We start from the raw sequence: 22,908 nt of genomic DNA on the forward strand, positions 1-22,908 counted from the left end.
ATTAATGGCAATCACAACTGCAGGGATTTCATTTGCGCAAAATAAAATTCAGTATCCCCAAACTAAAAAAGGAGAAACTGTTGATGTCTATTTTGACACCAAAGTAAACGACCCTTACCGATGGCTGGAAGACGATAAATCTGCCGAAACAGGATCATGGGTAAAAACTGAAAATGAGGTAACTTACAGCTATTTAGACAAAATTCCGTTTAGAAACGAATTGAAAACCCGTATGGAGAAACTGTGGAATTATGAAAAAATAGGAGCCCCTTTTACCGAAGGAAAATTTACTTATTATTCTAAAAACAACGGACTTCAAAATCAGTCAGTGGTTTACAGAAAAGACGGAAAAGGTAAAGAAGAGATTTTCTTAGATCCGAATACATTTTCTAAAGACGGAACTACTTCACTTGGCGGACTGGATTTTTCTAAAGACGGCTCAAAAGCTGCTTATTCTATCTCTGAAGGAGGGAGCGACTGGAGAAAAGTAATTATCATTGATGCTATTTCTAAAAAAGTTTTAGAAGACACTTTAGTTGATGTAAAATTCAGTGGTGTTTCCTGGTTAGGAAATGAAGGTTTTTATTACTCTAGTTATGAAAAACCAAAAGGAAGTGAATTATCTGCCAAAACAGATCAGCATAAACTGTATTTTCATAAATTAGGTACTTCTCAAAAAGACGATAAAGTTATTTTTGGTGCCGATCAAAAAAGAAGATATGTAGGTGGTTATGTTACTGAAGACGATCGTTATTTGGTCATTACCGCAGCAAATTCTACTTATGGAAACGAACTTTATATTAAAGATTTAAAAACGCAAAATAGTCCAATTGTTACCATCGTTGACAACTTTAACAGTTCGAATTCTATTATTGAAAACCAAGGTACAAAACTGTTTATCGAAACTGATTTTAATGCACCAAACAGCCGTGTTGTTACTGTCGATGTAAGTAATCCGAAACCTGAAAACTGGAAAGATTTTATTAAAGAAACAAAAGATATTCTTTCGCCTTCAACAGGTGCAGGTTACTTTTTTGCTAATTACACCAAAGATGCCGTTTCGTTTGTACAACAGTACGATTACAACGGAAAATTAATTCGTGAAATTAAATTACCTGCGGTAGGAACAGCCGGAGGATTTGGAGGAAAAAAAAAGGAAAAGATTTTATACTACAGCTTTACAAATTATACAACTCCAGGAAGCATTTATTCTTTTGAACCAAAATCTGGTAAATCTGAAGTTTATCAAAAACCAAAAGTAGATTTTAAAAGTGACGATTACGAGTCAAAACAAGTTTTCTATACTTCAAAAGACGGAACCAAAATCCCGATGATTATTACCTATAAAAAAGGGACAAAATTAGACGGTAAAAACCCAACAATTCTTTATGGTTATGGCGGATTCAACATTAGTTTAACACCAAGTTTCAGCATTGCAAATGCGGTTTGGTTAGAAAACGGAGGCGCTTATGCCGTTGCCAATTTAAGAGGTGGTGGTGAATATGGAAAAAAATGGCACGATGCAGGAACCAAATTGCAAAAACAAAATGTATTTGACGATTTTATCGCCGCTGCCGAATATTTAATCGCTCAAAAATATACCTCATCAGATTATTTAGCGATTCGCGGAGGGTCTAACGGAGGTTTATTAGTTGGGGCAACTATGACACAGCGTCCAGATTTAATGAAGGTTGCTTTGCCAGCAGTTGGCGTTATGGATATGTTGCGTTACAATGCCTTTACAGCAGGTGCGGGATGGGCTTACGATTACGGAACGGCTCAGGATAATAAAGAAATGTTCGAATATTTAAAAGGATATTCTCCTGTTCACAACGTTAAAAAAGGAATACATTATCCAGCTACAATGGTAACTACAGGAGATCATGATGACCGTGTGGTTCCGGCACACAGTTTTAAATTTGCTGCTGAATTGCAGGAAAAGCAAACAGGAGACAATCCGGTTTTAATTCGTATTGACGTAAAAGCAGGTCACGGAGCAGGAAAATCTGTTGCGGCTACGATTCAGGAAAGCGTAGATATTCAGGCGTTCACGCTTTACAATATGGGTTTTAAAGCTTTGCCTAAAAAGTAAAAGTTTAATCTAAGATTTTTTAGCCACGACCCGAGCGATAGCGAATAGGCGAAGCAATTCACGAATTATTTTTGTGAATTCGTGGCTTTGTTTTTTATTGTTACCGCAGATTTTGCAGATATAACAGATTCTGTTTTTAAAAAATCTGTGCAATCCGCTAAATCTGCGAGAAAGAATGATTGATGACTTTTTATCGTACTAATTTTTACTCCCGCAGATCAAGCAGATTAAAAATAAAAAATCTGTGTGCATCTGCTTAAATCATTTTAAATCTGCGTGAAATAAATTCGTAATTCAGGCAATTCAGCACAGCATTTTTAGCCAATAGATTAAAATAAATTCGTGAATTCGTGGCTAACTTTTTCAAATAACCTTAAATTTGAAATAACTTAAAAAAACAACAAATGAAAATCATAAAATGGGGAATCATAGGCTGTGGAAACGTAACCGAAGTTAAAAGCGGTCCGGCATTTCAGAAAGCGCCAAACTCAGCTTTGGTAGCCGTAATGCGAAGAGACGCAACCCTTGCCGAAGATTACGCGAAACGTCATAATGTGCCAAAATGGTACTCCAACGCTGTAGATTTAATCAACGATCCCGAGGTTGATGCCGTGTATATCGCCACTCCTCCATCTTCACATAAAGAATACACCATTTTATGCGCCAAAGCAGGTAAACCCGTGTATGTTGAAAAACCAATGGCTTTGACCTTTGAAGAATGCAACGAAATGATCAGCGTTTGCAAAGAACACAATGTTCCTTTATTTGTTGCGTATTACAGAAGAAGCCTTCCTCGGTTTTTAAAAATCAAAGAAATAATAGACGAAGGAAAACTAGGCAACATCCGTCACGTAAACTGCGTTTTATACCATCCTTTTGAAGAACGTTATGACGACGAAATCAATCTTCCGTGGACGGTTTTACCACATCTTTCCGGTGGTGGAATCTTTGTCGATCTGGCCTGCCATACTTTAGACTTTTTAGATTTTGTTTTAGGCCCGATAAAATCTGTACGCGGACATGCCACTTCTCAGCTTAAAGCGTATCCTGCCGAAGATTCGGTTTCGATGTCCTTTCTTTTCGAAAACGGAATCCACGGATCCGGTCTATGGAATTTCGCCAGTTTTGAACGTTACGACAATACAGAGATTGTAGGCGATAAAGGCAAAATCTCATTTTCAACTTTTGGGGACGATCCAATTCATATTCAGTATGCAAATGGAGAAAAAGAAAGTGTTACAATCGAAAATCCGCTTCATATTCAGCAGCCATTTATCGAAACCGTTATTGCAGAACTTTTAGGAAACGAAGGAGCTTCTCCTTCAAAAGGAGTTTCCGGCGCAAGAACCACATGGGTCATTGATGAAGTTTTAAAAGAGTTTAGGGGATTGAAGTAACAATAATTCGATATTATTTGTCATCCGACAGACGAGAAATCACACTAGAGATTCCGTCTAGAAATTAGCCTATCTTTGTCGAGTTGCGAGTGTGATTTCTCCTTTCGTCGAAATGACAAAAAAGCACAAAAAAAGAGAATATTCAAATGAATATTCTCTTTTTTTGTAATATAAAATTTCTTTAGAATTACAGACTGTATCTAAGTCCAAAAGTCAAACCTACACCGGAAATCCCGACATAAGAACTAATATCGTCAGTAGCCTTTGTATTATCAAAACCAGTTGGATTAGTCACTCTAGTATTAGACTTTGTAGTCAATTTATCTACATAATTCGTATGAATTGCAGAATACGAAGGATCAGGTCTGAAAGTAGAAGCTGTGTGTAATTTATCTACCCCGTTTTCGGTAAACACAGTCGTTTCTTTTGTATCTCCGTGAACCGTAAAGTTTCTGTATTCAATTTCAGCAAATAATGCTATCTTTTTTCCTAATTTATAAGAACTTCCAATTGCAGCCATAAAACCAAGAGTTGGGTTAGGTTTTACAACATCTTCAGCATATGTTTTCGCTACTACAGTAGTTGCAGTTGGTGTTACAGCATAATACTCACGATTGGTTTCAATAGTTAAATCTCCATGTATCGGAACAATAACTCCCACTTTTGTGTAAGGTTCAAAACCTTTACTTTCTCCTAAAAATAATACTAATGAAGGTGATAAATCCCAGGCTCTGATTTTTCCTACAGCATCACCAGTAACAAAAACATTTGTAGTTCCAGGAACTAATCGATTTGTAGTTTCAACCATTAATTTATCAGCACTGGAATAATAGTTAATCCCCATTTCAACTCCTAAACGTGTTGAAATACGGTAACCTGCAGTTAATCCTGAACGAAAACCTTCTCCAAATGAACCATGATTTGTTTCTCTTGAAATTAAAGTAGTTCCATTAGCTGCATAAACATCCGTATTAGGTGCCTGACCATTTACGATTGGAAACTCCGTTGCAGCTGTCTGAATGAAGTAGGAACCTCCTAATTTAAAATACCAGCTTTCCGGTTTATCTGTACCTTCAGACTGCGCCATTGTGGCCATGGAGCAAATCATCAATCCGATTAAAAATAAATGCTTTTTCATAATTTTCTTTGTTAATTTATTACAAAATTATAACAATTAAATTTTCTTTCTTTACAGCATTCCCACGCTATTAAAAATAATTATTAATTTGAATAACAATATAAAAATAAATTACTATGCATGCATAATTTTAGCCAAAAAAACACATTATTGATTAAATTTTAACTGTTAAATTTTAGTTGAGTTTAAAGTTAATCTGCATCTTTTCTAATTCCTGCAGTAATTCTGTCGAAATTTTAACCTTTAGTCTTCTGCTTGGCATAGTCAGTTTAGTAACTACTTTTATTTCTTCAACCTCTGTTACTTCTTTTATTTTGGCATCCTCAAGAACTACATCTGCATCGTCATTTTCGTCTGTAAAAACTGCATTCTCAGATTCTTCAAACTCATTTGTCGTTTCTACTTCAACGAGACGTTTTATATTTTCTAATTCCATGATTTCAAAAGTTACAGAATCTTCGCCCTTATTTTCACTAAATAAATGACTTAGCTTATGAATAAATTCAGCGTGCAGATCTTTAATATTCAGTAATAAAATCAATTTTTTAGCAAACAACCCTAATACATCCTGTAATTGTTTTGCATCCACAAACTGCATTCTCGGCTCTGATTTTTTACCCGTATCCCTATTAACCCAGCCATCTTTTATCAATATTTTAAAGAAAACAAAATTATTAGGAAGTAAATATCGATGGAAACTCAAATATTCTTCTCCAAAAATCTTAAACTCAAAACTCTCATCATAGCCTTCCAAATTAAAAGAAGCCCATTCCTTACCATTTTTAGCAACACGTCTTTGTACATTGGAAACAATGCCGGCAAAATGTAAATTTTTACCAACATATTGATCCATACTTTTCAGTGCTTCTAATCGGGCGTTGCAGAAATATTTCATCTCAAACCTGAAATCATCAAGCGGATGACCTGAAATATAAATTCCGACAACTTCTTTTTCTTTTGCTAATTTTTCCATCGTACTCCAGTCTTCACATGGCGGCACAACCGGTTCTGCAATCTGCACTTCACTGGTTTCTCCAAACAAACTTACCTGTGATGAGTTTTCGTTTTCCTGAAACTTTGATCCGTAACGCATTGCTTTTTCGTAAAATGTAATTCCGTCTCCATCATCGTGGAAATATTGCGCTCTTGTTGTCCCTTCAAACGAATCAAAACCTCCGGCAAGAGCCAGATTTTCAATTGCTTTTTTATTGGCAGCACGCAAATCAATTCGTTTTGCCAAGTCAAAAATCGATTTATATCTTCCGTCTTTTCTGCTTTCCACTATAGTTGCTACAGCTCCGGAACCTACACCTTTAATCGCTCCCATACCGAAACGAACGGCATAATCATCATTTACCGTAAATTTATAGTAGGATTCATTAACACAAGGACCTAAAACCTGTAATCCCATACGTTTGCATTCTTCCATAAAAAACGATACTTGTTTAATATCATTCATGTTATTCGAAAGTACCGCCGCCATATATTCAGCAGGATAATGCGCTTTTAAATAAGCCGTTTGGTACGCAATCCAGGCATAACAAGTTGAGTGCGATTTGTTGAAGGCATAACTCGCAAAGGCCTCCCAGTCTTTCCAGATTTTCTCAAGCACTTTGGCATCGTGACCTTTTGCAGAAGCCTGTTCCACAAACTTCGGCTTCATTTTATCCAGTACATCCTTTTGTTTCTTACCCATCGCTTTACGCAAGACGTCGGCCTCACCCTTTGTAAATCCTGCCAAAGACTGAGACAAAAGCATTACCTGCTCCTGGTAAACTGTAATTCCGTAGGTTTCAGACAAATATTCCGCACAGGCATCTAAATCGTATTTGATTTCCTCGTCGCCGTTTTTTCTTCGAACGAAAGAAGGGATATATTCCAAAGGTCCCGGACGATACAAGGCATTCATCGCAATTAAATCCCCAAAAACCGTTGGTTTCAGATCTTTCATGTATTTCTGCATTCCCGGTGACTCATATTGGAAGATTCCAACGGTTTCACCTCTTTGGAAAAGCGCATACGTTTCTTCGTCATCAATCGGAAAAGTATCCGGATCCAGATCGATATTTGTTCTGTATTTTACCAGTTTTACGGTATCTTTTATCAGCGTAAGGGTCTTCAGGCCCAGGAAGTCCATTTTCAGCAATCCGGCACTTTCTGCAACCGAGTTATCAAACTGCGTTACATATAAATCAGAATCTTTTGCAGTTGTTACAGGAACATAATTCGTAATATCCGATGGCGTAATGATAACACCACAGGCGTGAATTCCCGTATTACGCATCGATCCTTCCAGGATTTTTGCCTGCTGAATGGTTTCTCCTGCCAAATCACCTTCATTGGCAATGGCGATTAATTCTTTTACATTATCAAATTCATCCGAACGAAGCGCTTTTTTAACTTCTTCCTCGCTCTCCGAAATAAAACGCGCCAAATTCCATTTTGAGGGCATCATCCCCGGAATCAGTTTTGCAATTCTATCAGCTTCAAACAATGGTAAATCCAGTACACGAGCCGTATCACGAATTGCTGATTTGGTTGCCATTTTACCATACGTGATAATCTGAGCCACCTGTTTTTGACCGTATTTATTGATTACGTAATCCATTACACGTCCACGACCCTCATCATCAAAATCGATATCAATATCAGGCATCGATACACGGTCAGGATTTAGGAAACGCTCAAAAAGTAAATCGTATTTAATGGGATCAATATTCGTAATTCCGAGACAGTACGCAACGGCAGAACCCGCTGCAGATCCACGTCCTGGTCCTACTGACACATCCATTTTTCTGGCTTCGGCAATAAAATCCTGTACAATCAAAAAGTAACCCGGATAACCTGAATTTGAAATCGTTAACAATTCAAAATCCAAACGTTCCTGAATCGATTCGGTAATTTCTCCGTATCTTCTTTTGGCACCTTCCATGGTAAGGTGTCTCAGGTATTTATTTTCTCCCCGAACGCCTCCATCAGCTTCATCTTCGGCAACAAAAAATTCTTCGGGAATGTCAAACTTCGGAAGCAATACATCTCGATAAAGTGAATATCCTTCGACCTTATCTATAATTTCCTGAATATTGATAATGGCTTCCGGCAGATCGGCAAAGAGTTTTTTCATCTCTTCTTCCGACTTGTAATAATATTCCTGATTTGGAAGTCCGTAGCGGTAACCACGGCCACGGCCAATTGGCGTTGCCTGTTTTTCACCGTCTTTTACACACAATAAAATATCGTGTGCATTAGCATCTTCTTTATTTAAATAATAGGTATTATTGGTCGCAATTAATTTTACTTTGTGTTTCTGCGAAAACTCAATCAGGGTTTTATTGACACGATTTTCGTCTTCCTGATTGTGACGCATTACTTCCAGATAGAAATCTTCTCCAAATTGTTCCTTCCACCAAATTAAAGCTTCTTCGGCCTGGTTTTCACCGATGTTCAGAATTTTACTCGGAATTTCTCCGTATAAATTCCCGGACAGAACCATAATGTCTTCTTTATATTTTTCGACAATATTTTTGTCAATCCTTGGTACATAATAGAAGCCTTCGGTGTAAGCAATCGAAGCCATTTTGGCCAGATTATGATAACCGGCTTTATTTTTAGCCAGTAAAACAACCTGATAACCGTTATCTTTTTTGCTTTTGTCTAAGTGATTTTCGCAGATATTAAATTCACAGCCTACAATTGGTTTTATTTCCGTCTCCGTTGGCTCCTCTCCTGCTTCAACCAAAGCTTTGTTTTTTCCGGAAGCGGCTTTATTATGATTCATCACGGCGCTCACAAAATGGAAAGCCCCCATCATGTTTCCGGTATCGGTCATGGCAACGGCCGGCATTCCGTTTTTGGCTGTGGCCGAAACAATATTCCCAATCCCGATAGTCGATTGAAGTACCGAAAACTGTGTATGATTGTGTAAATGTGCAAATTTTGCTGCTTTAAAATCAGCTTTGACAGATTCTGAAACTACAGACGGCGTTTCATCAACTTGTAAAGCTTTAAGCTGTTCTCTGATTTTATCAGAAGCTGCTTTTAAATTGATGTGTTTTAAACCAATTAAAGGAAATTCCTGTGGATTTCTTTCCTGAAATTCTTTAAAATACTCTTTCGGAACGTCTAATTCTTCTTTGGTAAAAACCTCTCTTCTAACCAGTTCCAGAAAACAACGTGTAGTGGCCTCAACGTCGGCAGTTGCGTTGTGCGCTTCCGCAAAAGGTTTATCGAATAAATAACTATGTAATTCGGTCAGCGTTGGAAGCTTGAATTTTCCTCCACGCCCTCCGGGAAGCTTTAATAAGGAAGCCGTCACTTCGGTACAGGTATCTAAAACAGGCATTGAACTCATTTGAGATTCTACTCCCATTCTATGAAATTCGGCACCCATAATATTAACGTCGAAACCTAAATTCTGACCAACGATAAATTTGGTTTTGCTTAAAGCGATATTGAATTTCTCCAAAACTTCGGCCAGCGTAATTCCATCTGCTTCTGCCAATTCAGTTGAGATTCCGTGAATACGCTCGGCGTCGTACGGAATATTAAATCCTTCGGGTTTTACCAAATAATCCTGATGTTCAACAAGCTGTCCCATTTCGTCATGAAGCTGCCATGCAATCTGTATACAGCGAGGCCAGTTATCAGAATCGGTAATTGGTGCATCCCAGCGTTTTGGTAACCCGGTTGTTTCGGTATCGAATATTAAATACATAGAGTTTAAATAGCAAAAATTAAATTCCAAATTCCAATTTTTTCAATACAAACACCTGATTATATGGAGTATAAAAAATTGCTTTGTAGAAAATGAAAGAAGTTCAAATTTACGCTTTTTTTGGAGAAAGAAAATGGATATTTTCCTAAAAAGGTATTCTTATTAAGTAATCAGTTTTTATCATAAAATCCATAAAATTTCATAAAATTTCACTTCTTGGATGTCGTAGTATTTATGCGCTTTATTGAATCTAAATAATGACTAAAAAACAACTCAAAAAACACCCATAAATTTAAAAAACAGGCTTTCTAAAAAGAAATCAAAACTAACAATTATTACTATTTTTATTTGATTTGTTACATTTTTTCAAATTAAACACGCTATTTTGTAGTGTTTTTGAAATAAATTTGCAAACTATTAAAATCAAAACCAATTAAGTAAAATTTAAGCAGAAAAAGGAATTCAAAATCAGTTTTCTTTTCATCATCCGATCAAAATTAAACGCATAAAAGCCTGTCGGCAATTTGTATTTTAGTTTGGGTATCGTATATAATGAAATATTGAAATTGACGTTTTTGTATCTTTTTTTACTTTTGTTTTGCTAATATAATGAACAGGATAACTGTGCTTATAGAAATTACAATTAAAAAAAAATAAAAATGAGTAAGACATTATTTGACAAAGTATGGGATTCACACGTTGTGCGTAAAATTGAAGATGGACCAGATGTGTTTTTTATTGACCGTCATTTCATTCATGAAGTTACAAGTCCTGTTGCTTTTTTAGGATTAAAATCAAGAGGCGTTAACGTTTTATACCCGGAACGTACTTTTGCAACTGCAGACCACAATACCCCAACTATAAACCAACATCTACCGGTAGCGGATGCTTTATCAGCAAACCAGCTGAAAGCACTTGAAGACAATGCGAACGAATACGGAATTTCGCACTGGGGATTAGGTCACCAAAAAAATGGAATTGTACACGTAGTTGGTCCTGAAAACGGAATTACTTTGCCAGGCGCTACTATTGTATGCGGGGATTCGCATACGTCTACTCACGGAGCCTTCGGAGCTATCGCTTTTGGTATCGGAACTTCTGAGGTTGAAATGGTGCTTTCTACTCAATGTATTATGCAGCCTAAACCAAAGAAAATGCGTATCAACGTAAACGGTCAATTAAGTAAAGGTGTTGGCCCAAAAGACGTTGCGCTTTATATTATTGCTCAATTGACTACTTCCGGAGGAACAGGATACTTTGCTGAATATGCAGGAAATGTATTCGAAGAAATGACTATGGAAGGCCGTATGACTGTGTGTAACCTTTCTATCGAAATGGGTGCTCGTGGAGGTATGATTGCTCCTGACCAGACTACTTTTGATTTTCTTGAAGGAAGACTTTATGCTCCAAAAGGAGACGTTTGGACTAAAGCAGTCGAATACTGGAAAACTTTAAAAACGGATGCAGATGCTGTTTTTGATGCTGAATTAAACATCAAAGCAGAAGATATCGAACCAATGATTACTTATGGTACTAACCCTGGTATGGGAATTGGTATCTCTAAACATATTCCAAGCGCCGATCAGGTTGAAGGCGGAGAAGAAACCTATAAAAAATCATTAGCCTATATGGGCTTTGAAGAAGACGACGTTATGATTGGAAAACCAATTGACTACGTTTTCTTAGGAAGCTGTACAAACGGCCGTATCGAAGATTTTAGAGCTTTCGCAGAAATTGTAAAAGGCCGTAAAAAAGCAGACAATGTTACTGCCTGGTTAGTTCCGGGTTCTCACGTTGTTGAAGCTCAGATTAAAGAAGAAGGAATTTTAGATATTTTGACTGAAGCTGGTTTTGTATTACGTCAGCCTGGATGTTCTGCTTGTTTAGCAATGAACGATGATAAAGTTCCTGCAGGAAAATATGCTGTAAGTACTTCAAACAGAAACTTTGAAGGACGTCAGGGTCCTGGTTCAAGAACTTTATTGGCAAGTCCAATTATGGCGGCGGCAGCTGCTGTTACAGGGAAACTGACAGATCCGAGAGAATTGTTTTAATAGCTGTGGGCTTTCGGTTATGAGCTTTCAGCCTACTGCCAAAAGCCCATGGCTGACAGCCGATAGTCGCAAAAATGAGAGATTTTAGAAAATATAATGTTTGGCAAGAAAGTCATTTGTTTACACTCGAAGTTTATCAGGTAACAAAAGAATTTCCAAAAGAAGAATTATTTGGATTAACAAGTCAATTGAGAAGAGCAGTTTCTTCTATTCCAACAAATTTCGCCGAAGGTTGTGGATCTAATTCTGAAAAAGAATTTGCAAGATATTTGAATATTACAATTGCTTCCTGCTCAGAAGTGGAGTATTTATTATTACTTACTTCTGACTTGAAATATTTAAAACCTGAATTTCATCAGACTTTAGAAAGCAAAGTAATTCAAATTAGAAAACAGATTTATCAATTAAGACTAAAATTAAATCAACAAAATTAACGCAGTATTTGCCAAAGCCCAAAGCCCAAAGCCGACTGCCAAAAAAACAAATAAAAATGGCATACGATAAATTTAATATACTTACCAGCAGTGCAGTGCCGCTGCCAATCGAGAACGTAGATACAGATCAGATCATCCCGGCTCGTTTCTTAAAAGCTACAAAACGTGAAGGTTTTGGAGACAACCTTTTTAGAGACTGGAGATACAACGGAGACGATACTCCAAAAGCAGATTTCGTCCTGAATGATTCAACTTACAGTGGAAAAATTCTTGTTGGAGGAAAAAACTTCGGTTCAGGATCTTCAAGAGAGCATGCTGCATGGGCGGTTTACGATTACGGTTTTAGAGCTGTAGTTTCCAGTTTCTTTGCTGATATCTTCAAAGGAAACTGTTTAAATATTGGTGTTTTACCGGTACAAATCAGCCCTGAGTTTTCTGAAACTATTTTCAAAGCTATCGAAGCTGATCCTAAAACAGAATTAGAAATCAATTTACCAAATCAAACCATTACTTTATTATCAACTGGTCAGCAAGAATCTTTTGCAATCAACGGATACAAAAAGAACAATATGATTAACGGCTTTGATGATATTGATTATTTACAAAATATTAAGGAAGATATTAAAGCTTTTGCTGACAAACTTCCTTACTAAACACAACCAACTCAAACGCAGTTACGCAAGTTTCAACCCTACAGTTGGACTTCGTAACTGCTTTTTACAATTTTATGAATTTCGATAGTTCAACAATTCTATTCAGATGAAAGGCAATAAACACATTGAAAGAGACGGACAAAATGCCACAAAAATATTTGACAGTAGAAGTTTAGTAAAAGATTATCGAAATTTAATTCAGGTTTTAAAACCGGGAATTACGGTATTGGATATTGGGTGCGGAACCGGTTCTATTTCTAAAGATATTGCAAATTACATTGGCAAAGACGGAAAAGTTATTGGCATAGATAACACAGAAACTACTATCAAAAGCGGAAAAGAGTCTTATCAGTCTATTACAAACTTAGAATTAATCAGCGTTGATTTATTTGAGTATAATCCGGAAGTAAAATTTGATTTGATTATTTCAGCCAGAACATTGCAATGGTTAAGCAATCCGAAGGAAGCCTTGATAAAAATGAAATCATTATTGAAGCCAAATGGACAAATTTCGATTCTTGATTATGATCATACAAATCTCGTTTGGAATCCGTCACCTCCGGAAAGCATGAAGGAATTTTATAAAACTTTTCTAAAGTGGAGACAAGACGCCGGAATGAATAATAAAATTGCTGAAGACTTACCAGAATTATTAAGAGAAGCAGGTTTTCATTCTATTGAGAAAATAAATTCGGATGAAATTTATAACCGGGAAGATCTGGATTTTAAATCAAAAGCAGGAATTTGGTCAAAAGTAGCCGGCTCAACACAAATGGTTGAAGAAGGTTATTTAGATAATGCTTTGAGATTAAAAGCCATTGAAGAATACAATAATTGGATTGAAAATTCAGCATTTTCAATGACAATGAAGTTAAATGAAGTAAGAGGAAAACTATAACAACAACACAACTAAAAATTTCACTTTTAAAAAGAAATTTAGAAAAGGAACATGGAAAAAAGAAAAATTGAAATAATGGATACAACACTCCGTGACGGCGAACAAACCTCAGGAGTATCTTTTTCTGCCGCAGAAAAACTAACCATTGCACAATTGTTGTTGGAAGAATTAAATATTGACAGAATCGAAATTGCCTCAGCACGTGTAAGCGAAGGCGAATTTCAGGCCGTAAAAGGCATCACTTCATGGGCTGAAGAAAAAGGATATATTAACAGAATTGAAGTTCTTTCTTTTGTAGACGGTGGTATTTCAATTGAATGGATGAAAAAAGCAGGAGCCAAAGTGCAGAATTTATTGACCAAAGGCTCAATGAATCACTTAACGCATCAACTAAAAAAAACTCCGGAACAGCATTTTTCTGAAATTGCCCAAATTATCGCTTTAGCAAAAGAGAACAATATTGAAACCAATGTTTACCTGGAAGACTGGAGTAACGGAATGCGAAATTCTCCTGAATATGTTTTTGATTTCCTTGATTTTTTAGCAACCCAGCCAATTAAAAGAATATTACTTCCGGATACTTTAGGCGTATTAATCCCGTCTTTAGCTTTTGAATTTATTTCTAAAATAAAAGCCAAATATCCACAGATTCATTTCGATTTTCATGCACATAACGATTACGACTTGAGCGTTGCCAATGTAATGGAAGCTATAAAAGCCGGTATTAACGGGCTTCACGTAACCGTAAACGGAATGGGAGAACGTGCCGGAAACGCTCCGCTTGAAAGTACTGTTGCAGTAATAAACGATTATTTACCAGAAGTAAAAATCAACATCAAAGAAACCTCTTTATATACAGTTAGTAAATTAGTAGAAACTTTTACAGGCTACAGGATTCCGGCAAACAAACCTATTGTTGGAGATAATGTTTTTACACAAACCGCCGGAATTCACGCTGACGGAGACAACAAAAACAATTTATATTTTAATGATTTACTTCCGGAACGATTTGGAAGAAAACGAAAATATGCGCTGGGAAAAACTTCCGGAAAAGCCAATATCGAAAAAAATCTTCAGGAATTAGGTTTAAAATTAAATCAGGAAGATTTAAAATTGGTTACCCAAAGAATCATCGAACTGGGTGACAAAAAAGAAACTGTAACAAAAGAAGATCTTCCATACATTATTTCGGATGTTTTGGACAGTCATACCTACGAGGAAAAAATCACCATCGAATCCTACATATTAGTCCATTCTAAAGGAATGCGTCCTTCAACTACCTTATGCCTAAAAATTGACGGAGAAGTTATTGAAGAGCATGCTCAGGGAGACGGTCAGTTTGACGCTTTTATGAATGCGTTAACCAAAATTTACAAAAGCAAAAAACTAACACTTCCGAAATTAATTGACTATGCGGTAAGAATCCCACCAGGAAGTAGTTCTGATGCTTTATGCGAAACTATTATTACCTGGGTAAACAACGGAAAAGAATTCAAAACCCGCGGATTAGATTCGGATCAGACTGTTGCAGCCATTATTGCGACCCAAAAAATGCTGAATGTGATTACTTAAGTTGCTAAGATTCTAAGCTACTAAGTTTTTTTGCTTTGAACTTAGAATCTCATCAACTCAAACCTTTAAAAATAAAAAACTAAGCCACTAAGAATGAAAAAACTTAGAACCTTAGCAACTCAGAATCTTAAAACCTTAAAAAAATATAGAATGAAATTAAACATAGCCCTTTTAGCCGGAGACGGAATCGGACCAGAAGTAATTGATCAGGCAGTAAAAGTATCAGATGCTGTTGCACAAAAATTTGGACATGAAATCACATGGAAACCAGCTTTAACCGGTGCTGCTGCAATTGATGCAGTAGGTGAGCCTTATCCGGATTCTACACATGAAGTTTGTAAAAATGCTGATGCCGTTCTTTTTGGAGCGATTGGACACCCTAAATACGACAACGATCCTTCTGCACCTGTAAGACCAGAACAAGGTTTGTTAAAAATGCGTAAAGCATTAGGTTTGTTCGCAAACGTAAGACCAACTTTTACATTCCCTTCTTTATTAGATAAATCTCCATTAAAAAGAGAAAGAATTGAAGGAACTGACTTAGTTTTCTTAAGAGAATTAACAGGCGGTATTTACTTTGGCGAAAAAGGAAGAAAAGACAACGGAGATACTGCTTTTGATAACTGCGTTTACACCAGAGCTGAAGTACAGCGTTTAGCAAAAAAAGGTTTCGAATTGGCCATGACACGTTCTAAAAAACTATGTTGTGTTGACAAAGCAAACGTTTTAGAAACTTCACGTTTATGGAGAGAAACAGTTCAGGCAATGGAAAAAGATTATCCGGAAGTTGAAGTAAGCTACGAGTTTGTTGACGCAGTTGCAATGCGTTTGGTACAATGGCCAAACTCTTATGATGTATTGATTACTGAAAATTTATTTGGAGATATCTTAACAGATGAAGCTTCTGTAATTTCGGGCTCAATGGGATTAATGCCTTCTGCCTCTATGGGAGCTGAAGTATCTTTATTTGAACCTATTCACGGTTCTTACCCACAAGCTACAGGATTAAACATTGCCAATCCAATGGCTACTGTTTTATCTGCTGCTATGATGTTCGAAAACTTCGGATTGATGGAAGAAGGAAAAGCAATGAGAGATGCTGTAAACAAAGCTTTAGAAGCCGGAGTAGTTACTGAAGACTTGGCTGATGGAGGAAAAGCATACGGCACTAAAGAAGTAGGCGACTGGTTAGCCGCAAATATATAATTATTTTTATCGTAGAGGCGCACAGCAGTGCGTCTCCTCGGTATGTTAGACGCACTGCAGTGCGCCTCTACAGAAAAATTACCACACAAAAAAAGGGATCAACTTTCGTTGATCCCTTTTATATATTTAGAAAAAAATATTAATATCCTCCTCTGTTTCCACCACGGTCATTTCCACCACGGTTGTTACCGTAACCTCCGCGAGAATCTCCTCCGCGGTTGTTATTGAAGCTTCTTCTTTCACCTTCAGGTTTTGGCTCAGATTTATTAACTACAATTGCACGTCCCTGAACAGTCGCTCCGTTCAATTCGTCAATTGCTTTTTGAGCTTCAGCATCGTTTGGCATCTCTACGAAACCAAAACCTTTGCTTCTTCCTGTAAATTTATCAGTAATGATTTTAACTGAATCTACTGCTCCGTAAGCCTCGAAAGACTCTCTTAAATCTGCTTCCTCAATACTGAATGGAAGGCTTCCAACAAAAATGTTCATATATACTTATTTATAATAATGCAACAAATGTAGTCTTATTTTTCTCTAATCTACTATATATTAGTTTATTTATGTTTTTATTTTGATTTCGAAACATTGAATTCGAAAAAAAAACAAAAAATCGTATGAATTTTATCTCTTACAGATTTAATATGCTTTTAAATGTACAATTCAGAAAAAAATTATATCTTTGCGCCCTTAATTAACAGAGGTCGAGTACCTCACAATTTAATCATACGATTATGTCAGTAAAAATTAGATTACAAAGACACGGTAAAAAAGGAAAACCTTTTTACTGGGTTGTAGCTGCAGATGCACGCTCAAAAAGAGATGGTAAATACTTAGAGAAAATCGGTACTTACAATCCAAACACTAACCCTGCAACTATCGATTTAAACCTTGATAGCGCTGTAAAATGGTTACACAATGGTGCACAGCCAACTGATACTGCAAGAGCTATCCTTTCTTACAAAGGAGCTTTATTGAAACACCACCTTGATGGAGGTATTCGTAAAGGAGCTTTAACTCAAGAGCAGGCTGACGCAAAATTAGCTGCCTGGTTAGAAGCTAAAGCTGGAAAAGTTGATGCTAAAAAAGACGGTTTGACAAAAGCACAAGCTGATGTTAAAGCTAAAGCATTAAAAGCAGAACAAGAAGTTAACGCTAAACGTTTAGCTGCTGCAGCTCAGGCTGAAGCTGACGCTATCGCTGCTGCATCTGCTGCTGAGGCTACTGAAGAAGTTGCTGAAGTTGAAGCATCTACTGAAGAAGCTGCTGCTGAAGAGAATAACGAAACAACTGAAGCATAATTTTAGGTAGCGATAATGCGTAAAGAAGAATGTTTTTATTTAGGTAAAATCGCTAAAAAATTTAGTTTCAAAGGTGAAGTTCTGATCTATTTAGACACAGATGAACCTGAGTTATACGAAAATCTGGAATCAGTGTTTGTTGAACACAACAAACACCTGGTTCCTTTTTTTATTGAAACAAGTTCTTTACATAAAAACGACTTTCTTAGAGTTCGTTTTGAAGATGTAAACACAGAAGAAGATGCAGATGCCTTAGTTGGCAATGCTGTCTATCTTCCTTTAACTATGTTGCCAAAACTTTCAGGCAACAAATTTTATTTCCACGAAGTTATTGGTTTTGAAATCGAAGACCAACGTTTAGGCGTTTTCGGAAAAATAACTTCGATTAATGATTCTTCTGCGCAGCCTCTTTTTGAAGTTTTAAACGGCAATGTAGAGATCTTAATTCCAATGATTGATCATTTCCTTGTAAAAATTGATCGTGAAAATAAAAAAGTCATCATGAACCTTCCTGAAGGATTGGTAGAGATGTACCTTTAAAATTAAATTCCAATTTTTTTAAATTCCAAATTCCAAACCTGAAAAGGTTAAATTCCAATACAAAGAAATTCCAAATTCCAAAACTGGAGAGAGAAATTTCATTATAAAAATTCTTTCAAAACAAACATGAAAGAAAAAACTTATTTTTTTTGGTTGATTTCATTATTTCTAAACCCCAACAATTGGAATTTGGGATTTATACCATGAACAAACCATACGATTTAGAGGAACGAACATTTTTGTTTGCAAAAGAATGCAGGAATTACATTAAAAGCTTATCAAAAACAACATCAAATATTGAAGATGGTAAACAATTAATTAGATCGTCTGGTTCAGTTGGAGCTAACTATATTGAAGCAAATGAAAACTTGGAGACAAAGATTTGGTTTTTAGGCTCAAAATATCCAGAAAAGAAGCTAAGGAATTAAATACCGGCTAAAATTACTTCACGATTTAAATCCAGATCAAAGATCCGTTTCAGATTTACTATTATTCGAAATAGAAGAATTAAGAAAAATTCTATCAGCCATAATCACAAAAATAACTAAGTAATTAATTGATATTTTAATCATACTTTTGTAACTCAAAACTATATAATTTTAATCCTTTTTACAATTAGAATTTGGAATTTCATTTTTAAAATTTTCATTTTCAGAATTGGAATTTGGAATTTAAAAAATTGGAATTTAATCTTTATGTTTTCATTCAAACAATTCTCTGTTCAACAAGACAAAACCGCCATGAAAGTTGGCACAGATGGCGTTTTACTTGGCGCATGGACTCCCATAAATCACAGTCCGTTTAGTGTTTTGGATATTGGTGCAGGAACCGGAATTATTGCTTTGATGCTGGCACAGCGGACTCATGCTGAACAAATTGACGCACTTGAAATTGATGAAGACGCTTACGAACAAGCCGTTGAAAATTTTGAAAATTCACCATGGGGCGATCGATTATTCTGTTTTCATGCCGGTTTAGACGAATTTATTGAAGAACCCGAAGACGAATACGACTTAATCGTTTCTAATCCACCTTTTTATTCAGAAGATTATAAAACCGAAAACGATCAGCGCGATTTAGCCCGATTTCAGGATGCTATGCCTTTTGAAGAATTAGTTGAAGCTGCCGATTTATTACTTTCTGAAAACGGAATATTTGCTTTAATCCTTCCATTCAAAGAAGAAGAAAACTTTATAGCTTTAGCCAAAGAAGCTGAATTATATCCAACTAAAATTACTCGTGTAAAAGGAAATTTGACTTCTCCTGTTAAACGTAGTTTATTGGCTTTTAGCAGAAATCAAATTCAAGATATAGAAATCGATGAATTAATTATCGAAATAGACAGACACGTTTATACACCTGAATATATTGAGCTCACGAAAGATTTTTATTTGAAAATGTGAAATATCACTATTTTCTGCTCCTCTTAAAAACCCTTTTATTTAAATCTTTACTTTCTATTTCTCCATTGAACTATGTTATTTTTATTTTAAAATATAACAATTTAGTTTCGTTTTGTTATATTTTTATTATGTAAATTTGTTTTTAGTAAAAACTATAAAAATGAAACCAGACCTATTTCAAGCACCCGATTATTACAATTTAGATGATTTATTGACAGAAGAACACAAACTGGTTCGAGAATCGGCTCGTGCATGGGTAAAACGTGAAGTTTCTCCTATCATAGAAGAATATGCTCAAAAAGCCGAATTCCCTAAACAAATTATAAAAGGACTTGGAGAAATTGGAGGATTTGGCCCTTACATTCCGGTTGAATATGGAGGAGCAGGCTTAGACCAAATTTCATACGGACTGATTATGCAGGAAATTGAACGCGGAGATTCAGGCGTACGATCTACCTCATCTGTTCAGTCTTCTTTAGTTATGTACCCTATCTGGAAATACGGAAACGAAGAACAGCGCATGAAATATTTACCAAAACTGGCGACCGGAGAATTCATGGGCTGTTTTGGTTTAACAGAGCCTGACCACGGTTCTGATCCCGGAAGTATGATTACCAATTTCAAGGATATGGGAGATCATTATCTTTTAAATGGTGCCAAAATGTGGATTTCGAATGCACCTTTTGCAGATGTAGCAGTCGTTTGGGCAAAAAATGAAGAAGGACGCATTCACGGATTAATCGTAGAACGCGGCATGGAAGGTTTTACAACTCCTGAAACACACAATAAATGGTCACTTCGTGCATCATCTACAGGTGAATTGATTTTTGATAACGTGAAAGTGCCTAAAGAAAACTTATTACCCAACAAATCAGGATTAGGCGCTCCGCTTGGCTGTTTAGATTCGGCACGCTACGGAATTGCCTGGGGAGCAATCGGAGCGGCAATGGACTGTTACGACACCGCTTTGCGTTATGCTAAAGAAAGAATTCAGTTTGGAAAACCAATTGGCGGAACACAATTACAACAAAAAAAACTGGCTGAAATGATTACTGAAATCACAAAAGCACAATTATTAACCTGGCGTTTGGGCGTTTTAAGAAACGAAGGAAAAGCAACAACAGCCCAAATCTCAATGGCGAAACGCAATAATGTCGACATGGCGATTCACATTGCACGCGAAGCCAGACAAATGCTGGGCGGAATGGGAATTACCGGCGAATATTCAATCATGCGCCACATGATGAATCTCGAAAGTGTCATTACGTATGAAGGCACACATGATATTCATTTATTGATAACCGGAATGGATGTAACTGGCATTCCAGCTTTTAAATCATAAACATCTATTAAAATATATTTAAAATCAATACTAAAAGCTTCTTCTAACCAAGAAGCTTTTTTATATTTACCAAAAAATACCACCTATGAATATTAGTACCATCAACAACAACATTCAGCCTCAAAAAGATTTGCTGTTACAGCATTCTTTGTACAACAAAATCCAAAGCCTGGAGGACCTGCACAGTTTTGTAGAAAATCATGTTTTTGCTGTTTGGGATTTTATGTCATTACTAAAAGCTTTACAGGCCAAACTTACCTGTACAACCACACCATGGTTTGCTACCAAAAATCCTGAAACCAGATATTTAATCAACGAAATTGTCCTTGCCGAAGAAACAGATCTTAGTATCGATGGCAGAAGACAAAGTCACTACGAAATGTATCTTGAAGCCATGGAAGATTGTGGCGCCGACACAACACCAATCAACAAGTTTTTATCTGAAGTACATTCTCTTCACAATATTTTTGTTGCCATTAAACAAAGCTCATTACACCCAGATGTAAAATCGTTTTTAGACTTTACTTTCAGAGTTATCGAACAGGGAAAACCACATGAAATTGCCGCTGCATTTACTTTTGGAAGAGAAGATTTGATTCCGGCGATGTTTACCGAAATTTTAAAAAACTTCCAAAAAAATCTTCCGGAAGTTGATTTAACAAAACTGCTTTATTATTTCGAAAGACATATCGAACTGGATGCCGATGAACACGGACCAATGGCCATGCAGATGATTACCGATTTATGCGGAGATGATGCCCAAAAATGGAAAGAAGTTGAAGAAATATCAATTCTTGCCCTTGAAAAACGAATCGGCCTTTGGAACGCTATCGAAGAAGAAATTTCTATGAAAGCTGAAATGGTTTAAAACCATAATTACTTTTTTAACGTAACTATTTGTTTAAACGTAACGTAAATTAAACAAATTATGAAACCCCAATTTAAACAAATAGTTACTGTTATCATCTCCATATTCCTTTTGAGCTGCAGTACTGAAGAAACCCCTTCAGAAACGGCAGTGGCACCTGAACCCGTTACTCCTCCAACAACAGTCCCGAATCCGGAAATCCCAACCGGACCCAAGGCTAAATCCATAAATTATTTAGCCTTGGGAGACAGCTATACGATTGGTCAAAGCGTTTGCGAAACCTGTCGATTTCCGGAACAGCTCAAAACGAGCTTAAAAATGTTTTATACAAAAACCAATTTTTCACTAAAAGTAATTGCCACAACCGGATGGACAACCACCAATTTAATTTCGGCCATAAACCAGCAAAAAACCGAATCCAATTATGATTTGGTAACATTGTTAATTGGTGTCAACAACCAATATCAGGGAAAAGATTTCTCTGTTTATGAAAAAGAATTTCCGGAACTGGCAAACAAAGCCATTATATTGGCAAAAGGCGATAAAAAAAATGTAATTGTAGTTTCTATTCCCGACTATGCTTATACTCCTTTTGCAAAAAATTTAAGCGACAGTCAAAAAGCAAAAATCTCCACTGAAATAAATCAGCACAATACCTTTGCCGAAAATTATTGCAAAGCAAATAACATCGTTTTTGTAAACATTACTGACATTACCAGACAAAGACTAAGCAATCCAAATTTGGTTGCTTCAGATGGTTTGCATCCTTCAGAATCTGCTTATGCGGCGTTTGTTGAGCGACTTTTACCCAAAGCCAAAATAGCATTACAGGATTAGTTTATTAATTTTAGGAAGCAGAAAATCTGTTTTCAATAAGACATTTAGTCCCGCTATACATTTTATCTTTTGTGGCGAACCCCGCCACAAAAGGATATCATTTCTATCGGGGCTAGATTAGAGATTTATATTTTTTTAAGAACCTGAGAGCACAGAACTTGTTTACAAATAAATTATATCAGTTAATGTTCCTGCAAACCTGAGTTCGATTAATCCAATACAAAATTATTTACAAATTAATGATGTTGATTAATATTCCTGCAAGGTCTTTTTCGAGACTTCCTAGATATTCGATCATTAGTATTGATACCTACAAGGTTAAAAAAAAACCTTGCAGGATAAGCAATACAAGGTGTTTTTTTGAATAATCGAGCTCAGGTTACAAGGTCCTTTTAAGAATCTTGCAGCCATCTTATAATCAGTATGCATACCCACAAGGTTGAAAAAACCTTGCAGGATAT

General features: G+C 36.2%; 18 protein-coding genes. 15 read left to right on the forward strand and 3 right to left on the reverse strand.

Features of this window, described 5'->3' with window-relative positions; translation table 11 throughout:
- The first annotated feature begins 4 nt into the window (after positions 1-4).
- Positions 5-2,092 carry a prolyl oligopeptidase family serine peptidase gene (locus FLV_RS10735; protein ID WP_410745958.1) on the forward strand — a complete coding sequence of 696 codons (2,088 nt, stop codon included), beginning with the start codon at positions 5-7 and terminating at the stop codon, positions 2,090-2,092.
- 404 nt (positions 2,093-2,496) lie between these two features.
- Positions 2,497-3,489: a Gfo/Idh/MocA family protein gene (locus FLV_RS10740; protein ID WP_243233762.1), complete on the forward strand. Its 993-nt coding sequence runs from the start codon at positions 2,497-2,499 to the stop codon at positions 3,487-3,489.
- Between the two features lie 187 nt (positions 3,490-3,676).
- On the opposite strand, the gene FLV_RS10745 is transcribed toward FLV_RS10740, so the two are convergent.
- Together FLV_RS10745 and dnaE are read right to left on the reverse strand one after the other, a co-directional pair.
- On the reverse strand, positions 3,677-4,627 hold the full coding sequence (locus tag FLV_RS10745) for an outer membrane beta-barrel protein (RefSeq protein ID WP_243233763.1): 951 nt from the start codon (positions 4,625-4,627) through the stop codon (positions 3,677-3,679).
- 175 nt (positions 4,628-4,802) lie between these two features.
- On the reverse strand, positions 4,803-9,341 hold the full coding sequence (gene dnaE, locus FLV_RS10750; protein ID WP_243233764.1) for a DNA polymerase III subunit alpha: 4,539 nt from the start codon (positions 9,339-9,341) through the stop codon (positions 4,803-4,805).
- A 659-nt stretch (positions 9,342-10,000) separates the two neighbouring features.
- On the opposite strand from dnaE, the gene leuC reads away from it, so the two are divergent.
- The 6 genes from leuC (at position 10,001) to leuB (ending at position 16,158) form a co-directional block, all read left to right on the forward strand.
- The gene (leuC, locus tag FLV_RS10755; RefSeq protein WP_243233765.1) at positions 10,001-11,395 is read left to right on the forward strand and encodes a 3-isopropylmalate dehydratase large subunit; all 1,395 of its coding nucleotides are present in this window, start codon (positions 10,001-10,003) and stop codon (positions 11,393-11,395) included.
- Between the two features lie 74 nt (positions 11,396-11,469).
- Positions 11,470-11,829 (forward strand): four helix bundle protein, encoded by a 360-nt coding sequence (locus FLV_RS10760; protein ID WP_243233766.1) that lies wholly within the window; start codon positions 11,470-11,472, stop codon positions 11,827-11,829.
- A 56-nt stretch (positions 11,830-11,885) separates the two neighbouring features.
- Entirely contained in the window at positions 11,886-12,482 is a 597-nt protein-coding gene (gene leuD / locus FLV_RS10765; protein ID WP_243233767.1) for a 3-isopropylmalate dehydratase small subunit, read from the forward strand.
- Between the two features lie 106 nt (positions 12,483-12,588).
- Positions 12,589-13,380 carry a methyltransferase domain-containing protein gene (locus FLV_RS10770; protein ID WP_243233768.1) on the forward strand — a complete coding sequence of 264 codons (792 nt, stop codon included), beginning with the start codon at positions 12,589-12,591 and terminating at the stop codon, positions 13,378-13,380.
- Between the two features lie 51 nt (positions 13,381-13,431).
- Positions 13,432-14,952 (forward strand): alpha-isopropylmalate synthase regulatory domain-containing protein, encoded by a 1,521-nt coding sequence (locus FLV_RS10775; RefSeq protein ID WP_243233769.1) that lies wholly within the window; start codon positions 13,432-13,434, stop codon positions 14,950-14,952.
- Positions 14,953-15,102: 150 nt separating this feature from the next.
- Positions 15,103-16,158: a 3-isopropylmalate dehydrogenase gene (leuB, locus tag FLV_RS10780; RefSeq protein ID WP_243233770.1), complete on the forward strand. Its 1,056-nt coding sequence runs from the start codon at positions 15,103-15,105 to the stop codon at positions 16,156-16,158.
- A 139-nt stretch (positions 16,159-16,297) separates the two neighbouring features.
- On the opposite strand, the gene FLV_RS10785 is transcribed toward leuB, so the two are convergent.
- Positions 16,298-16,648 carry an RNA recognition motif domain-containing protein gene (locus FLV_RS10785; RefSeq protein WP_068844832.1) on the reverse strand — a complete coding sequence of 117 codons (351 nt, stop codon included), beginning with the start codon at positions 16,646-16,648 and terminating at the stop codon, positions 16,298-16,300.
- A gap of 242 nt (positions 16,649-16,890) precedes the next feature.
- On the opposite strand from FLV_RS10785, the gene FLV_RS10790 reads away from it, so the two are divergent.
- The 7 genes from FLV_RS10790 to FLV_RS10820 all read left to right on the forward strand — a co-directional run bounded on the left by FLV_RS10790 (position 16,891) and on the right by FLV_RS10820 (position 22,447).
- Positions 16,891-17,457, forward strand: coding sequence for a 30S ribosomal protein S16 (locus FLV_RS10790; protein ID WP_243233771.1), 567 nt, complete (start codon positions 16,891-16,893; stop codon positions 17,455-17,457).
- A gap of 15 nt (positions 17,458-17,472) precedes the next feature.
- Complete coding sequence (gene rimM / locus FLV_RS10795) at positions 17,473-17,997, forward strand: ribosome maturation factor RimM (RefSeq protein ID WP_243233772.1); 525 nt, start codon at positions 17,473-17,475, stop codon at positions 17,995-17,997.
- A gap of 203 nt (positions 17,998-18,200) precedes the next feature.
- A complete protein-coding gene (locus FLV_RS10800; protein WP_243233773.1) occupies positions 18,201-18,425 on the forward strand; it encodes a four helix bundle protein in 225 nt (74 codons plus the stop codon).
- A 267-nt stretch (positions 18,426-18,692) separates the two neighbouring features.
- Positions 18,693-19,400 carry a tRNA1(Val) (adenine(37)-N6)-methyltransferase gene (locus tag FLV_RS10805; RefSeq protein ID WP_243233774.1) on the forward strand — a complete coding sequence of 236 codons (708 nt, stop codon included), beginning with the start codon at positions 18,693-18,695 and terminating at the stop codon, positions 19,398-19,400.
- Positions 19,401-19,560: 160 nt separating this feature from the next.
- Positions 19,561-20,742 carry an acyl-CoA dehydrogenase family protein gene (locus FLV_RS10810; protein WP_243233775.1) on the forward strand — a complete coding sequence of 394 codons (1,182 nt, stop codon included), beginning with the start codon at positions 19,561-19,563 and terminating at the stop codon, positions 20,740-20,742.
- A gap of 85 nt (positions 20,743-20,827) precedes the next feature.
- Positions 20,828-21,610, forward strand: coding sequence for a DUF3050 domain-containing protein (locus FLV_RS10815; protein WP_243233776.1), 783 nt, complete (start codon positions 20,828-20,830; stop codon positions 21,608-21,610).
- 60 nt (positions 21,611-21,670) lie between these two features.
- Entirely contained in the window at positions 21,671-22,447 is a 777-nt protein-coding gene (locus tag FLV_RS10820) for an SGNH/GDSL hydrolase family protein (protein ID WP_243233777.1), read from the forward strand.
- Positions 22,448-22,908: the final 461 nt, after the last annotated feature.

This window comes from Flavobacterium pectinovorum (genome assembly GCF_022802975.1).
GTDB classification, from domain to species: domain Bacteria; phylum Bacteroidota; class Bacteroidia; order Flavobacteriales; family Flavobacteriaceae; genus Flavobacterium; species Flavobacterium pectinovorum_B.

Excerpts from the sequence above, each read along its gene's own strand:
- FLV_RS10745 (WP_243233763.1), bottom strand. The coding sequence starts at position 4,627 with ATGAAAAAGCATTTATTTTTAATCGGATTGATGATTTGCTCCATGGCC.
- FLV_RS10800 (WP_243233773.1), top strand. The coding sequence starts at position 18,201 with ATGAACAAACCATACGATTTAGAGGAACGAACATTTTTGTTTGCAAAA.
- FLV_RS10810 (WP_243233775.1), top strand. The coding sequence starts at position 19,561 with ATGAAACCAGACCTATTTCAAGCACCCGATTATTACAATTTAGATGAT.
- leuC (WP_243233765.1), top strand. The coding sequence starts at position 10,001 with ATGAGTAAGACATTATTTGACAAAGTATGGGATTCACACGTTGTGCGT.
- FLV_RS10785 (WP_068844832.1), bottom strand. The coding sequence starts at position 16,648 with ATGAACATTTTTGTTGGAAGCCTTCCATTCAGTATTGAGGAAGCAGAT.
- FLV_RS10735 (WP_410745958.1), top strand. The coding sequence starts at position 5 with ATGGCAATCACAACTGCAGGGATTTCATTTGCGCAAAATAAAATTCAG.
- rimM (WP_243233772.1), top strand. The coding sequence starts at position 17,473 with ATGCGTAAAGAAGAATGTTTTTATTTAGGTAAAATCGCTAAAAAATTT.
- FLV_RS10790 (WP_243233771.1), top strand. The coding sequence starts at position 16,891 with ATGTCAGTAAAAATTAGATTACAAAGACACGGTAAAAAAGGAAAACCT.
- dnaE (WP_243233764.1), bottom strand. The coding sequence starts at position 9,341 with ATGTATTTAATATTCGATACCGAAACAACCGGGTTACCAAAACGCTGG.
- FLV_RS10815 (WP_243233776.1), top strand. The coding sequence starts at position 20,828 with ATGAATATTAGTACCATCAACAACAACATTCAGCCTCAAAAAGATTTG.
- FLV_RS10805 (WP_243233774.1), top strand. The coding sequence starts at position 18,693 with ATGTTTTCATTCAAACAATTCTCTGTTCAACAAGACAAAACCGCCATG.
- leuB (WP_243233770.1), top strand. The coding sequence starts at position 15,103 with ATGAAATTAAACATAGCCCTTTTAGCCGGAGACGGAATCGGACCAGAA.
- FLV_RS10775 (WP_243233769.1), top strand. The coding sequence starts at position 13,432 with ATGGAAAAAAGAAAAATTGAAATAATGGATACAACACTCCGTGACGGC.
- FLV_RS10770 (WP_243233768.1), top strand. The coding sequence starts at position 12,589 with ATGAAAGGCAATAAACACATTGAAAGAGACGGACAAAATGCCACAAAA.
- FLV_RS10740 (WP_243233762.1), top strand. The coding sequence starts at position 2,497 with ATGAAAATCATAAAATGGGGAATCATAGGCTGTGGAAACGTAACCGAA.
- FLV_RS10820 (WP_243233777.1), top strand. The coding sequence starts at position 21,671 with ATGAAACCCCAATTTAAACAAATAGTTACTGTTATCATCTCCATATTC.
- FLV_RS10760 (WP_243233766.1), top strand. The coding sequence starts at position 11,470 with ATGAGAGATTTTAGAAAATATAATGTTTGGCAAGAAAGTCATTTGTTT.
- leuD (WP_243233767.1), top strand. The coding sequence starts at position 11,886 with ATGGCATACGATAAATTTAATATACTTACCAGCAGTGCAGTGCCGCTG.